Here is a 13,970-nt window from a genome sequence, read left to right on the forward strand (position 1 = left end):
ACGGATCGGATCCGCCGGACCGTCGGTGACGGCGGTCTCGGCGCGGGCACGCACGCGCGGGCCCGTAAGCGGTGCCGAACCGCCGTGCGGTGACGCGAGAAGGTCAGCGCAGGGCGGCGGTGACCTGTCGGGGAGGACCGCGCCGGTGGACGGCGTGGCGCAGCAGCGTCGTCCGGCGCGGCGCCACTGGCTCGGCTGAGGTGGCGGTGAGGAACGGCACCGGATCCGGGAGCCGGAACACCCACAGGAGGCGACGCAACCGCAGCGGCAGCCGCCGCAGCAGCGCCCACAGCGCCGCCTCGCCGCGGGCCAGCCACAGCGCGGTCAGGGCCACTGCCCAGCCGTGCGCGATCAGCATGCCCAGGCTCGGTGCGAGTCCGGTGTGGGCGTGCCCGGTGATCCCGGCCACCTCGGCCGCAGGGGCGGCGTGGGCCAGGGAGGCGTGAGTCAGGGAGGCATGGGTCAGGGAGAACAGCACGTGCAGCACGACCTGTACCCCGGCCAGCAGCGGCAGGATCACCGCCAGCGGGCGCTCCCGCCCGGCGGCCGCCAGGCCCGCGGTGAACGCCAGCACCAGCCCGCCCGCCGCGCTCTGCGCGCAGATCGCTCCCCCGGCCAGCAGGTGTGCGGCCGCGCTCAGCCCGATGCACACCGCGGCGAAGGCCGCGGCGCGGGTGATGCGCAGGAGAGGGGAGGCGGTCATGGCGTGATCATCATGGCATGGGGTGCCGGTGCCCTGACATCGGCATCGTGCGGTGCTCGTCAGCCGGTCGCCGTCCGAGGCCGGGGAGAGGGCGGTGGTTTTCAGGCAGGGGGATCACTCTGCCGCGCCGGTGCGGTCGCCGCGCGGGCGGCGCGGACCCGGCCGAGCACCGCGTCGACGGCCAGGAAGGCGAGCAGGGAGATGCCGAGCAGTGGGACGAACACCCCCACCGCGATCGCCGCGAGCCCGACCGGCAGCAGCACCGGCAGGGGCACCGCCCTCCAGGCGCCGCGTGCGTACGGGGCGGCGAAGCCCCGGGTGGGGCGGCGCTGCCACCACATCCGGTACCCCCAGACGATCATGCAGATGAGACCGGCGGCGAGCGCCATCAGCAGGATCTGGTTGGGCAGGCCGAACAGCACGCCCATGTGCCCGTCGATGCCCCACCGGATCAGCTTGGCCACCAGCGGGAAGTCGTCGAAGCGCAACTCACCGGTGACCCGGCCGGTCGCCGCATCGACCGCGACCTGGTCGTTGCGCTGCGGCCACTCGCGGTCCATCTCCTTGACGGTGAAGGCCGCACCGGGCTCGGCTGGCCAGGCCACCTCCAGCGGCCCGGACAGTCCGGCGCCCGCCGCGGCCGCCACGATCCGGTCGGCGTCGGCTCCGCTCGCGGACCCGTCGCCGCCCGCGCCGTGTCCGGCGTGGCCGGAATGGTCCCCGGCGGCCGCCGGCAGAGCCGGGGTGGTCCAGCCGAGCGCGGTCTGGAGCCTGTCGACGTTCGCGCCCGCGTACGCCGACCAGGTCAGCCCGGTGGCCGACAGGAAGAGCAGGCCGACGGTGATCCACAGGCCGACCGAGCCGTGCCACGACAGGGTCCGCCGCAGACCCCCGGCCTTGCGGTCGGGTTTCAGCGCGCGGCGGCGATGGCTCGACCACAGCACGACGCCGCCGAGCGCGACCGCCCACAGCCAGCTTGCGGCCAGCTCGCTGTAGAGGCGGCCCGGCTCGCCCAGCTGCAGGTGGCGGTGGAAGGTGGAGATCCAGGCACGCACCGGGAGGGCACCCGAGCTGCCGTAGCTCTCCAGCGTGCCTCGCACCTCGCCCGTGTACGGGTCGACGAAGACCGCCAGCCGGGTGCTCTCCGGCAGGCCCGGCGCGTCCAGCAGGACCTGGGTGGTCGCACCGGGCTCGGCGGCGGGCCGTACCGCGCCGACCGTCCCTTCCGGGTGCGCGGTGCGGGCGGCGGCGATCTGCCGGGCCAGCGGGAGCATCGTCTGCCCTGCCGGGACGGGGGCGGTGAGCTCGTGGGAGTGGACGGTCTTCTCGATCTGGAAGGAGGCGGCGTACAGCAGGCCGGTAGTGGCGGCCACCAGGAGGAAGGGGGCCACCAGGACGCCCGCGTAGAAGTGCAGGCGCAGCAGCAGTGCGCGCACCGCGGGCCAGGCGGCGGGGCGGGGACGTTCGGGAGCGGGTGAGAGTTCGCGCACGTCGGAGGTCATGGAAAAGGTCTCCGTTCACGGGGGTGCGCACAGCGAGGTACGCACCCCGGCGGGGGTTCGTCAGGATCGGCGCAGCCACGATGCCCCCGGGGCGGCGAGCGCGGCCGTCACGACGGAGACCGGCTCGCAGCAGGGGTGTGCGGCGGTGCGGTGCGGACTCAGGCGGCCCGCACCAGCGGCGAAGGGGTCACGGGTCTATGGCCCGGATCAGAAGACGAACGCCCCGGCCGGCGGCCCGCGCCGGGAAACGGCCGCATCCAGCAGCCGGGCGACGAACCGGGTCCCGCCCTCCTCGACATGCGGTGGGAGGAGACGCCGTACGGCGGGTGCGGCCCGCCACACCAGCAGGGTGACCACCGCGGCGACGAGCAGGTGCAGCAGCGTGGCCAGAGCGGTCTCACCGCGCTCCAGCCAGTAGGCCGACAGCAGCGCCGTCACGGCGTGAGCCAGCAGCATGCCCAGGTCCGCGACCAGGCCGCCGTGGCCGTGCCCGGGGACCGGCGGCGGCTGCACCGCGGCCGCCGTGAACAGGTGGTGCAGGCCGTACTGGACGGCGAAGGCCGCGGTGAGCAGGGTGCCCAGCCCGCGCTGCCGCCGGGCCAGGACGAACGCCCCGCCCGTGATCAACGGGACCACCGCGGTCGGCGTCGCCGGATCGACGGCGGCGCCTCCGGCCAGCACGTGCATGCCCAGCGACACCGTCACGCACGCCACCGCGAACACGGTGGCGCGCAGCAGGCGCAGAACGGGCATGCCCATATCGTGACAGAGATCGCGGCTCCTGCCGAGTCCGTTGAGCCGCTGTCAAGGCTGCTTTGAGGGTGGGATTTTTCTGGTCGGGCATCAGGGAGAGTGCGAACCGGACCGGCCGGCTGAGCTCGCTGAGCAGCCATGGGCATCATCGGGATGATCGACTGGGTGGCGGCTCACCGTAGTCGTCGGAGTTCTGGGCCGATCAGGTCCGGGCGGTGTTTGCGGGCCGGTTTCAGGAGGCCGGTTCTGCGGTGGGCAGGTGGACGGTGAAGACGGTGCCGCCGCCCTCGCGCGGTGTGCGGCGGTGATCGCGCCGCCGTGCGCCTCCACGATCACCTTGGTGGTCGCCAGGCCCAGGCCGGTCCCCGGGCTACCGGCCTCGCGGGCGGTGGAGGCGCGGAAGAACCGGGAGAACAGCTGCTCGTATTGTTCGGCCGGGATGCCGATACCGGTGTCGGCGACCACCAGCGCGACGCCGCCCTTGGTGGTGTCGCCGTGCTGGCAGTTCGGTGCGGCGGTGACGTTGCCGCTGTCGGGGATGTACTGAAGTTGAATGCGTGATGTCGGAGCCGCATCCGATCACTCCTGGTGAGTGCGATATCACAGAAGTATGCGATACGCGCAAGGCGGCGGATTCACCGCCGCGGAGCAGCAACGTCGTGAACGACTCCGCCTGGACGCGGCCGAGTCGTTCGCACACGGCGACACCACCGCGGCCGTCGCCCGCAGGCTGCGGGTCAGCCTGCGATCGGTGGAACGATGGCGCCGCTCCTGGCGCCAAGGCGGCACCCGGGCGCTGCGCTCCACCGGCCCGCCCTCGCTGCCGAAACTGAGCGACGCCCAGTTCGCCCGGCTGGAATCCGATCTGCAGCAAGGCCCGCTGGCCTGGGGGTTCGCCGACGGCTGACCGGCCCCCGGCCCGGGGCGCCCGAGGGACAGTGATGCGAGTCGCGAGCCGCTCGTGCGCGGGCGCGCGTGAGGACCGGCCGGCTGCCGGTGTGACGCGCGGCGCTGTTTGACAACTCCGCGATCGGCTACACCCTAGCGATGGCCGGGAGGCGGAGATCGGCGTTGACGCTCAAGGGGCGTGTGCGCTCGACGTCTGCGGGCCTGCGCCATTCGGCCCGAGGACGCGCGATGGAACCGGCGAATACATGGGGAGATCGTGGTCGTGGGTATCGATGAGCTGGAGCTGCGCCCGGGAGCGGATGCCGACCGCGAGTGGATCTACCGGCTGCGCCACGAGGTGTACGCCCGGGAACTCGGCCAGCACCCCGCCAACGACGCCGGGCAGTTGAGCGACGAATTCGACGAGGGCAACGTCTATATCGTGGCGGTCCATCAGGGACACCCCGCCGGGTTCATCAGCGTGACACCACCATGGGCCGGACGCTACTCGATCGACAAGTACCTGCGGCGCACTGAGCACCCCGTTCTGCGCCAGGACGGCCTGTTCGAAATCCGCATCCTGACCGTGGACCCGGCTCGGCGGGGCAGGATGACCGGCAGGCTCTTGATGTACGCGGCGCTGCGCTGGGTGATGGCGCACGGGGGCCGCACCATCGTGGCGCTGGGCCGGGCCGAGCTCCTGCCGATGTACCGGGAACTGGGGCTGACGTCCACCGGGACACCGGTGCGCTCAGGGGCCGTCGCCTTCGAACTGCTGACCGGTGAGGTGGCCGGCCTCGCCCAGCAGACACTGCGCAGGTACGGTCCGGTGTTGCGGGACCTGGAGCCGAGGTTGCGCTGGCGCCTGGAGACGCCCTTCCTGCCCGGTACGGGCGGCTGCGAGCACGGCGGCACCTCGATCGGGGCGCTGGGCCGCCGCTTCGATGCCCTCCAAGCGCACGGAGACGTCGTGCCCGCCGACGTGCTCGACGCCTGGTTCCCGCCCGCCCCCGGTGCCGCCGCGGCCCTGGCCGCCCACCAGGACTGGATGGTGCGGACCTCTCCACCCGCGCAGGCCGAAGGGCTCATCGAGGAGATCGGGACCCGCCGCGGCCTTCCCGCCGAGGCCATCGCGGTCGGGGCCGGCTCCTCCGACCTGATCTTCCGGGCGTTCCGCGGCTGGCTGGAGGCCTCCTGCCGGGTACTGCTGATCGACCCCTCCTACGGTGAATACGCGCACGTCATCGAGCACGTGATCGGCTGCCGCGCCGACCGGTTCACGTTACGGCGCCAGGAGGGCTGGCGGATCGACCCGAACCGCCTCGGCGAAGCGCTGCGCGCACGCTACGACCTCGTGGTCGTCGTCAACCCCAACAACCCCACCGGAGCGCACCTGGACGCAGACGACCTGCGCCAAGTGCTGGCGGCGGCCCCCGGCGGGACCCGGTTCTGGATCGATGAGGCCTACGCCGGCTACGCCGGGCCGGGCCGATCGCTGGAGCCGTACGCCGCGGCCGCCGACAACACCGTCGTGTGCACCTCGCTTTCGAAGATGTACGCGCTGTCAGGCCTGCGGGCGGCCTACCTGACCGGACCTGCGCAGATCGTGGCCGAGCTGCGCCGCTGGAGCCCGCCCTGGGGGGTGAGCCTGCCCGCGCAGATCGCCGCGGTCCACGCTCTGCGCGACCCCGCCTACTACGCCGGCCGCTGGGCGCAGACCGCGGCGCTGCGCGCCGAACTGGCCGCCGCACTCGCCGCGATCGGCCAGGACGTGCACGTCCAGGAAGCGGCGGCCAACTTCGTCCTGCTCACCCTGGCCCGCGGCGGCCCCGCAGCCGCCCGTCTGGTCCGCCGATGCCGGGAGCGGGGCGTGTTCCTGCGCGACCTGTCACCGATCTCCCCGGCATTCGAAGGCAGGACGGTACGCATCGCGGTGCGCGAGGCCACCGCCAACGCCCGGATCGCCGAAACCGTCACCACGGCCCTGCACGATCTGCGGAACCCGGCGTGACCGGCGTCGGCGACCTGATCCCCTACATCGCCGGCGCGCTCGCAGCCGGCGGGATCGCCGTCGCGCTGTCTCGGCGGCGACAGTACATGCTGCGGTGGTGCGCCTGGGCAGTGGCCGTACCGGTAGTGGTCGCCGCCCTGTATGCGGGACCCGGCGGGGCCGCGGTCCTGGCCGCGGCGGTGGGCATGGTGTGCGCCGCCGAGTACGGCGGGCTGACCCGCCTGCCCCGGCCCGACCGCGTGCTGCTCACCGCCGCCGTGGCCGCGCCGCCGGTGACCGCCTGGCTGGCGCCCGCACGACTGCCTCACGTGTTCGCCGTCGCCGTCTTGGCCGTCGCCCTGGTACCGCTCCTGACCGGTGATGCGGCCGGTGGGCTGAACCGGCTGTGCCGGGGGGTGTTCGGCGTCGTCTGGTTCGCGCCGTTGATCGGGGTGGTCCTGCTCGGCCCGGCCGCCTTGGCACTGTTCGCCGCGGTGTCGGTCGCCGACATCGCCGCCTCGTTCGGCGGCCGGCTCCTGGGCGGCCCGGTGCTTTCTCCGCTGTCACCGGCCAAACGCTGGAGCGGGGTGCTGGCCGGGACCATCGCGGGCCTGGGCATGCTGGCCCTGCTGGACGCGTTCACCCCTGCCCTGGTGGCCGCCGTGGCATTCGGCGCCCCCGTGGGAGATCTGCTGGAGTCGATGGTCAAGCGAGGCGCCGACGTCAAGGACTCGGCCTCCTGGTTGGCGGGTGCCGGCGGACTGCTGGACCGGCTCGACTCCCTGCTGCTCGCACTCACGCTGGCCCTGCTGCTCCGCTGATGGGGCACCCAAGCCGTTCGTCGCCTGCCAGATAACGCCGCCGGAGTGCTGCCAAGCAGCGCCGCGCGTCACACACCAGGCAGGAGTGCGCGACGCCCGGCGCCGCTGTGCTGGCTGCTGGCGGTGACGGCGCGAGCTGACGCGCGGCTGGGCAGCGGCCGGCGCCGGGCCGCCGCTTGGCGAGTGCTCGCTTGCCGGGCCCGGCTGATGGTGCGAATGCGCCGTGGCTACGCGCTACGGTAAGCGCGAGCTCATCTACCAGGGCACCCTCGATGTCGCCTCGATCCGCATCCGGCTCCGCGACCCAGTCATATGATCACGGGACACGCCCTAATCCGTCGCGCTGGCGAGCCGGGCTGCCAGCGTCCTGATGTGCTCGACAAGCTCCGGGGGTTCGTGCACCTGAAAGTCGAACCCTTTGGTTGTCACGTAGATGGCCAACTCGTCCAGCGAGTTGGACCCGGTCCGCAGGGTGCAGCTGTGCTCGTCGATCGGCTCCAGCGCTCCGGTGGTGGGGGTGATCCGCTCCGCCGCGGTTTCGGCGCTGACGCGCAGGGTGAACCGGGCCTGGTAGCGGTAGGCCGACGTGGAGATCGCCCGCGAGGTGTAGCCGCTGATATCGGGGTCTGGCGGGGTGCGCGGGGTGAACCGGGGACCGGTGGGCGTGCGCGGGTCGAGGCGGTCCACGCGGTAGGTGCGCCAGTCCTGGCGGTCGACGTCCCAGCCGATGAGGTACCAGCGCCGGCCCGAGTGCACCAGCCGGTGCGGCTCGGTCGTGCGGATGCTGCTTGTTCCGTCGTGGGTGCGGTAGTCGAAGCGCAGGCGCAGCGAGTCGCGGCAGGCGACGGCGATGGCGGTGAGGGTGCTCGGATCGACGGTGGGGCCGGTGTTGGCCATTGGCACTGTCACCGACTGCAGGGCGTTGATCCGGTGGCGCAGCCGGGACGGCAGTACCTGTTCGAGCTTGGCAAGGGCCCGCACGGAGGTCTCCTCGATGCCGGTGATCGAACCGCCGGCGGCCGTGCGCAGGCCCATCGCGACCGCGACGGCTTCGTCGTCGTCGAGCAGCAGCGGTGGCAGGTCCGCACCTGCACCCATCCGGTAACCGGCGGTGCCCGCGGTGGCCAGCACGGGGTAGCCGAGGCCGCGCAGCCGGTCGATATCGCGGCGCACGGTGCGCGGAGTGATCTCCAGGCGCTCGGCCAGTTCGGCGCCGGTCCATTCGCGTCGGGCCTGCAGGAGCGAGAGCAGTCGCAGTAGCCGTGCCGAGGTTTCCCACATGATTTGAAGTCTGCCATTGGCCTAGGACCGGGCCTGTCCTAACCAGCTCCTAGCGTTATCGGCATGGAGAACAACAGCGAGATCCGGCCTTTCACTATCGACATTCCCCAGGCTGACCTGGAGGATCTACGGGACCGGCTGGTCAGGACCCGGTGGGCCGCGGACCTGCCCGATGCCGGCTGGAGCCGCGGGGTGCCGGTGAGCTACCTCAAAGGGCTGGCCGAGTACTGGCGTGATGGCTACGACTGGCGTGTCTATGAGCGGGAGCTGAACAAGTACCCGCAGTTCACCACCGAGATCGACGGGCAGAACATTCACTTCCTGCACGTGCGCTCGCCCGAGCCGGACGCGCTGCCGCTGATCCTGACCCATGGCTGGCCCGGCTCGATCGTGGAGTTCCTGAACGTCATCGGCCCGCTGACCGACCCCAGGGCACATGGCGGCGACCCGGCGGACGCGTTCCACCTGGTGATCCCGTCGATCCCCGGCAGCGGGTTCTCCGGGCCGACCGGCGAGGCCGGCTGGGACACCAACCGGGTGACCAGGGCGTTCGCCGAGCTGATGAACCGACTCGGCTACGACCGCTACGGCGCGCAGGGCGGCGACACCGGCGCGGTCATCTCCCCGGGGCTCGGCAGGCTCAACCCTGACAAGGTCGTCGGCGTGCACGCGAACGGGCTCTCTGCGTTCACCGAGGTCAACCCGGACGAGGTGGGGGAGCTGACCGAGGCCGAGCGGGCGCGGCTGGAGCACCTGCAGTACCTGGAGACCGAGCAGTCCGGCTACGTGATGATCCAGACCACCCGGCCACAGACCCTGGCGCACGGGCTGCACGACTCTCCGGTGGGGCAGTTGGCCTGGATCGTGGAGAAGTTCAAGGAGTGGACCGATCCGGCCGCTGAACTGCCCGAGGACGCGGTGGACCGGGATCTGTTGCTTACCAACGTGATGCTGTATTGGCTGACCGGCACCGCCGGGTCCTCAGCCAACAGCTACTACGAGACCGCGCATGCCGGAGCCTGGGGCGCGAGTGAGCGCTCCACGGTGCCGACCGGGGTTGCGGTGTTCCCTATGGATGTGTCAATCCGGCGCACTGTCGAGCTCGAACACACCGTCGTGCACTGGTCCGAATTCGGCCGCGGCGGCCACTTCGCCGCGATGGAGGCCCCCGACCTGCTCGTCGGTGATGTCCGGGAGTTCTTCAGCAAGCTGCGCTGAAACCCCCGCGGCGCCGACCTCGATCACGTCGGTGCCGCGGGTATTCGGTGCTCGGGCTCAGCGAACGACTGGGACCGGCGTGGTCAGCGGCTCCTGTGGGCCGCATCGCACCGCTGGCCCTACCGCGTATCGAACTCCGGATTTGGCTACTTCCGCTGGCCGCGATCGGCGTCATCGCCCTCCTGATCATCGCCGTACTTGTCACTGGCTAGAGCGGAGCGGGAGCAATGCTTGAGACCTGTGGATCGGCCGGGAAGGGGTGTACCTTCCCGGTGATCGTTTGAGGTCTCACACGCATGGCCGACGCGCCAACGTCGGCTGGGAAGGCACACCCATGCTCACCGTAGTCCCCGACCCCGACCCCGACTCCGCCGACGGCGACCGCCGCACCACCGACGGCCCCGTCTCCGCCGCGCTGATCGACGAACTCGTCCGCGAAGGCGCCCGCCGCATGCTCGCCGAGGCGCTGAAGGCCGAGGTCGACGCCTACATCGCCGCCTTCCCCGACGAACGCGACGAAGCAGGCCACCGCCTGGTCGTGCGCAACGGACACCACGCCCCGCGTGAGATCCTCACCGCGGCCGACGCGATCGAGGTCCGCGCTCCGCGGGTCAACGACAAGCGCACCGACCCGGTCACCGGCGAACGCCAGCGCTTCTCCTCCTCCATCCTGCCGCCGTGGTGCCGCAAGACGCCCAAGGTCAGCGAGGTGCTGCCGCTGCTGTACCTGCACGGCCTGTCCTCGGGCGACTTCACCGCCGCGCTGGGGCAGTTCCTCGGCTCGACGGCCGGACTGTCGGCGCCGGTGATCACGAAGCTGACCGAGCAGTGGAAGGCCGAGCAGCGCGCATTCGCCGCCCGCGACCTGTCGGGCGTCGACTACGTCTACCTGTGGGCCGACGGCGTCCATGTCAACGTCCGGTTGGAGGAGCAGCGGTTGTGCCTGCTGGTGATGATCGGCGTGCGCGCCGACGGCCGCAAGGAGCTCGTCGCGCTGGCCGACGGCTACCGCGAATCGGCCGAGTCGTGGGCGGACCTGCTGCGCGACTGCACCCGGTGCGGGATGCGCGCACCGGTGCTCGCGGTCGCGGACGGCGCGTTGGGGTTCTGGGGCGCGTTGGGCGAGGTGTTTCCGCAGGCCAGAGCCCAAAGATGCTGGTTCCACAAGATCGCTAACGTGCTGGGGGCGCTCCCGAAGCCGGCGCACCCGGGAGCGAAGAAGCATCTGGCGGAGATCTGGAACGCCGAGGACAAGACGCACGCGCTGGCGGCGGTGGAGGCGTTCGGTGCCGCCTACGGCGCCAAGTACCCCAAGGCGGTGGCCAAGGTCGTCGGTGATGTCGACGAGCTGCCGGCGTTCTACGATCTGCCGGCCGAGCACTGGATCCATCTGCGCACGACCAACCCCATCGAGTCGACCTTCGCCACCGTCCGGCACCGCACCAAGGTCACCAAGGGGCCGGGCTCGCGGGCGGCCGGGCCGGCGATGGCGTTCAAGCTGATCGAGTCGGCCCAGGCGCGATGGCGCGCCGTGAACGCGCCCCATCTCGTCGCGCTCGTCCGCGCCGGGGCAGTCTTCGTCAGCGGCAAGCTCGTTGAACGTCCCGAAGGGATCGCGGCATGAACGACAAGGCCACCACCGGAACGCTGCACCACGTCGAGATCTGGGTGCCCGACCTTCAACGCGCCGTGATCAGCTGGCAGTGGCTGCTGCAGGCGCTCGGATACGCCCTCTTCCAGGACTGGAGCGAGGGGCGCAGCTGGCGGCTGGGGGCCACCTACCTGGTCCTGGAGCAGTCGTCCGCGCTCAGCGCCGACCGGCACGACCGTTGCCGCCCTGGATTGAACCACCTGGCCTTCCACGTGGAAAGCCGTGCCCTGGTCGATGCGCTGGCCGAGCAGGCGCCCGCACACGGCTGGAGGCTGATGTTCCCCGATCGCCATCCGCACGCGGGTGGCGATCAGCATTACGCCGCCTATCTGGAGGACACGGACGGGTTCGAGGTCGAGCTCGTCGCGGCCGACATGACCGACCAGTCCTGAGAATCCTGCTCTCAATCGATCCACAACTCTTGACGATTGCTCCGGAGCGGCCGTGGTCCATCGAGGACCGAAGTGATCTTGTCCGTTGCTGAGGACTTCCGGATACGAAGATCACCGTCACCCGGCGTCACCCACCAGGCCATCCGCCTCGAAACGGCGGTCAGCGGCAGCTGCGACCGAACGGGACCGTACGCCAGCGACCCGATGCGGACCCCGTCCGGCGCCCCGGTCGGGCCGCACGCACGGCCGCCGCGCCCGGCCCTCACGGCCGCGAGTCTTGCTCGGGTTCGCTACCGAGGAGCTTCTCGAAGTGGCCGGGGCCCGAGCCGGGCAGGACGTCTGCCGCGGCGCGGTAGCGCGCCGTCTCGGTCTCCCAGAGGTGGTAGCCGCCCATCCAGGCGGTCATGACCTCGACGTAAGCCTCCACGGCGGCGCATTGTGGGCCGGTGAGGCCGACCTGCCGGCACATGTCCGGTACCTCGGCGGCCAGCTGCCGAAAGCGGGTGACGTGCCGGTGGACCTCGTCGCGGGCCGCGGCCACCGCGTCCTGGCGGGAGCAGGCGCGGGCGTGCTGGATGACCAGGACCAGGTTGTCCATGTCCCCGCGGGCTTCCTCCTTCTCCAGGGAGTACACGTCGTTGCACATCAGTGTCACGTCGACGGTGATCTCTCGCATGATCCGCAGGTGCGGGCTGTGGAAGGCCACGGCGGGTACGGTGATCGCCGCCGCGCGTTCCCCCAGCGACACCGGCAGCGCGGTGCCGGCCACGCCCCGGCGCACCTGCAGGTACCGTTCCATGTCCGAGGGAACGGCCCGGCATCGGTTGACCGCCTCGTGGGCGTGGGCGGCGAAGTAGTACTCCCATTCGTGTGCGGTCCGCGCCGCCCATCCGGGAGGTGCCCCGTCGGTGCTGCGCCGCCACAGGTCGGCGAACGCGGTCGAGCAGGGGTCGGCCGTACGGGGTGGTCCGGTGCCGTGGACGATGTCGATCATGCCTTGGCACAGGCGGGCGACGTCGCGGGGAGCGCGGCTCAGGGGGCCGTCGAACTGGTCGTCGAAGACGAAGAAGAACGCCATGGCATCGGTGCACAGGTCGAGCTCGGCCCCTTGTGCGTAGGGGAAGCCGCAGGCGGCCAGGCGCGGCATGTCCCAGGAGCGGTACCAGGCCAGGGCCTGGTCGCCGGTCACCAGCCGGTGCTGTTGCACCCAGCGGAGATTGCGCCGCCGGGCGCCTTCCGCGTCCGGACTCGTCCGCACCGGGAAAGGAAGGTCGAACGCGATGTCCTGCGGCATGGGCCCTCCGTACGGCGCTTGGCCCCGTGCGCGGCGCAGGGAGCGAAGAGACCGGCTAACCAACAACGTACCGCCGGGGCGGTGCACCGCACGGTCCGTGGGACCGGCTCGGCGTGTGGTCGGCGCGCATCACCTGGTCGTCACCTGCATCGGGCTCCACCTGGTAGGCGACCTGGCTCAAGGCGTCGAAATACCGTGAGGGCCCGTGCTTGGCCCCCTCGCCGGTGCCGGTGCCGGTGCAGGCCGGCAGAACGGCGCCCCTGTCATGCCCGCTCTCGGTGGCAAGCCCACCCGGGTGCTCGCTGAGCTCCCGCCATTCTGTATGTAGCTGATAGTGACACTTCAGCTCGTTTGATTACATAAAGTGACATATGGGTACGAAGTTGATGACCGAAATCATCTATTTCATGACATGGACGGCAATCATGTCCGGTACCCGTCGTCTCGTCGCCCTGGCGGCGCTGACCGTTCCCCTGGCCCTCGCGGTGCCTGCTTTGGCCGCGCTCGCGGCCGATCCGGCGGCCACCTACACCTGCCAGCGGGAGCTGCCGGCACCGCGCGTCTACCCGCCGTGGGCGCACGGCGAAGGCTGCACCGCCTCGGCGGGTGCGCCCACCCGGGAGGGGGAGGTCTCGGGGCCGGTCGACGTCGTCTTCCAGGACGCCCGCTACTCCGGCCAGGCCCGCTACCGCTGCCAGACGGTCGCCGTCTACCCCGAGGACGACTCCACGCGTCTGAGGGTCCTGGGCAAGAGCTGCCTGCCCCCCGATCAGTACGCGCAGCACCTGGCATCGTAGGCCCAGTCTTCGGCCTTTCCCTGCGAGCCGCGGTCACTCGGCTGCCGGGCACCTGGCCGTCGAGGTCTTCGAGCGCTCACTGCACCGATTCATCCACTCTTGTCCGGTTCGTCGGTTAACGTCGACAATGTGACTGGCTTCCCTGATGTTCACACCCTCGCGAACGAGCTCGAGAAACTTTCGTCGCGCCTCAACCAGAGGTCGACCTGGTGCTGTTCTGAAAACCATCGCGTTCCCGGGGTTCGAGTGTTGCGACGATCATTAGAACCCAAGGAGCCGTCCGGCAGGGCGTCGCCATGTCCGCCTCGGCCCGCCCCGTATCGGACGAGCGTAGCCGTCGCGGCCCGCCCCTCAAGCCCGCTCCCTCGCCGGGGCTCGGTCGGCGGACTTGACCGCCGGGCGCGCTGACGGCTCAGGACGGCCCCGGCCCGGGGCGCCCGAGAGGGTGATGCGAGTTTCGCGAGCCGCTCGCGCGCGGGCGCGTGAGGGCCGACCGGTTGCCGGGGAGCACCATGCCAGGAGTGGGTTGTGGGCGCTGCTCGGCGCCGCTGCTCACAGCTGGCGCTTCGGAGCTCAAGTGTGCTGGAACAGCCAGACCGCGGTGCACGATGCGCGATCTGGTTGCGTCCACGGAAGTGGTGTAAGAGTTTCCCCAGCACACAGGCGTGCCGCCGGACATG

General features: G+C 71.2%; 13 protein-coding genes. 7 read left to right on the top strand and 6 right to left on the bottom strand.

Going from position 1 to position 13,970, the window contains the following annotated elements; genetic code table 11:
• Nucleotides 1-103: 103 nt before the first annotated feature.
• From IEZ07_RS14045 to IEZ07_RS36290, 4 genes are all read right to left on the bottom strand, one after another.
• A complete protein-coding gene (locus tag IEZ07_RS14045; RefSeq protein ID WP_191895143.1) occupies nt 104-703 on the bottom strand; it encodes an MFS transporter in 600 nt (199 codons plus the stop codon).
• A 101-nt stretch (nt 704-804) separates the two neighbouring features.
• Entirely contained in the window at nt 805-2,205 is a 1,401-nt protein-coding gene (locus IEZ07_RS14050) for a PepSY-associated TM helix domain-containing protein (RefSeq protein WP_191895144.1), read from the bottom strand.
• 207 nt (nt 2,206-2,412) lie between these two features.
• A complete protein-coding gene (locus IEZ07_RS14055; protein WP_191895145.1) occupies nt 2,413-2,958 on the bottom strand; it encodes a hypothetical protein in 546 nt (181 codons plus the stop codon).
• Between the two features lie 90 nt (nt 2,959-3,048).
• Nucleotides 3,049-3,423 (bottom strand): ATP-binding protein, encoded by a 375-nt coding sequence (locus IEZ07_RS36290; protein ID WP_191895146.1) that lies wholly within the window; start codon nt 3,421-3,423, stop codon nt 3,049-3,051.
• A 145-nt stretch (nt 3,424-3,568) separates the two neighbouring features.
• Here IEZ07_RS36290 and IEZ07_RS14065 point away from each other — a divergent pair, with 145 nt between their 5' ends.
• The 3 genes from IEZ07_RS14065 (at nt 3,569) to IEZ07_RS14075 (ending at nt 6,657) form a co-directional block, all read left to right on the top strand.
• On the top strand, nt 3,569-3,865 hold the full coding sequence (locus tag IEZ07_RS14065; RefSeq protein WP_191895147.1) for a helix-turn-helix domain-containing protein: 297 nt from the start codon (nt 3,569-3,571) through the stop codon (nt 3,863-3,865).
• Nucleotides 3,866-4,129: 264 nt separating this feature from the next.
• Nucleotides 4,130-5,857, top strand: a complete 1,728-nt coding sequence (locus IEZ07_RS14070; RefSeq protein WP_191895148.1) for a histidinol-phosphate aminotransferase family protein — start codon at nt 4,130-4,132, stop codon at nt 5,855-5,857.
• Nucleotides 5,854-6,657 carry a phosphatidate cytidylyltransferase gene (locus IEZ07_RS14075; RefSeq protein WP_191895149.1) on the top strand — a complete coding sequence of 268 codons (804 nt, stop codon included), beginning with the start codon at nt 5,854-5,856 and terminating at the stop codon, nt 6,655-6,657. Before IEZ07_RS14070 ends, IEZ07_RS14075 begins: the two co-directional genes overlap by 4 nt.
• A gap of 330 nt (nt 6,658-6,987) precedes the next feature.
• Here IEZ07_RS14075 and IEZ07_RS14080 read toward each other — a convergent pair whose 3' ends face one another.
• Complete coding sequence (locus IEZ07_RS14080; protein WP_191895150.1) at nt 6,988-7,938, bottom strand: helix-turn-helix transcriptional regulator; 951 nt, start codon at nt 7,936-7,938, stop codon at nt 6,988-6,990.
• 63 nt (nt 7,939-8,001) lie between these two features.
• On the opposite strand from IEZ07_RS14080, the gene IEZ07_RS14085 reads away from it, so the two are divergent.
• The 3 genes from IEZ07_RS14085 to IEZ07_RS14095 all read left to right on the top strand — a co-directional run bounded on the left by IEZ07_RS14085 (nt 8,002) and on the right by IEZ07_RS14095 (nt 11,199).
• Nucleotides 8,002-9,156 carry an epoxide hydrolase family protein gene (locus IEZ07_RS14085; RefSeq protein ID WP_191895151.1) on the top strand — a complete coding sequence of 385 codons (1,155 nt, stop codon included), beginning with the start codon at nt 8,002-8,004 and terminating at the stop codon, nt 9,154-9,156.
• A gap of 334 nt (nt 9,157-9,490) precedes the next feature.
• Nucleotides 9,491-10,780 carry an IS256 family transposase gene (locus IEZ07_RS14090; RefSeq protein WP_239319897.1) on the top strand — a complete coding sequence of 430 codons (1,290 nt, stop codon included), beginning with the start codon at nt 9,491-9,493 and terminating at the stop codon, nt 10,778-10,780.
• Complete coding sequence (locus IEZ07_RS14095) at nt 10,777-11,199, top strand: VOC family protein (protein WP_191895152.1); 423 nt, start codon at nt 10,777-10,779, stop codon at nt 11,197-11,199. The genes IEZ07_RS14090 and IEZ07_RS14095 overlap by 4 nt, the downstream gene beginning before the upstream one ends.
• A gap of 262 nt (nt 11,200-11,461) precedes the next feature.
• Here the strand turns inward: IEZ07_RS14095 and IEZ07_RS14100 are convergent, their stop codons facing one another.
• Complete coding sequence (locus IEZ07_RS14100; protein WP_191895153.1) at nt 11,462-12,493, bottom strand: terpene synthase family protein; 1,032 nt, start codon at nt 12,491-12,493, stop codon at nt 11,462-11,464.
• Nucleotides 12,494-12,900: 407 nt separating this feature from the next.
• On the opposite strand from IEZ07_RS14100, the gene IEZ07_RS14105 reads away from it, so the two are divergent.
• Nucleotides 12,901-13,290, top strand: coding sequence for a hypothetical protein (locus tag IEZ07_RS14105; protein WP_191895154.1), 390 nt, complete (start codon nt 12,901-12,903; stop codon nt 13,288-13,290).
• Nucleotides 13,291-13,970 lie beyond the last annotated feature (680 nt).

The organism is Planomonospora parontospora, assembly GCA_014647935.1.
Taxonomy (GTDB): domain Bacteria; phylum Actinomycetota; class Actinomycetes; order Streptosporangiales; family Streptosporangiaceae; genus Planomonospora; species Planomonospora parontospora.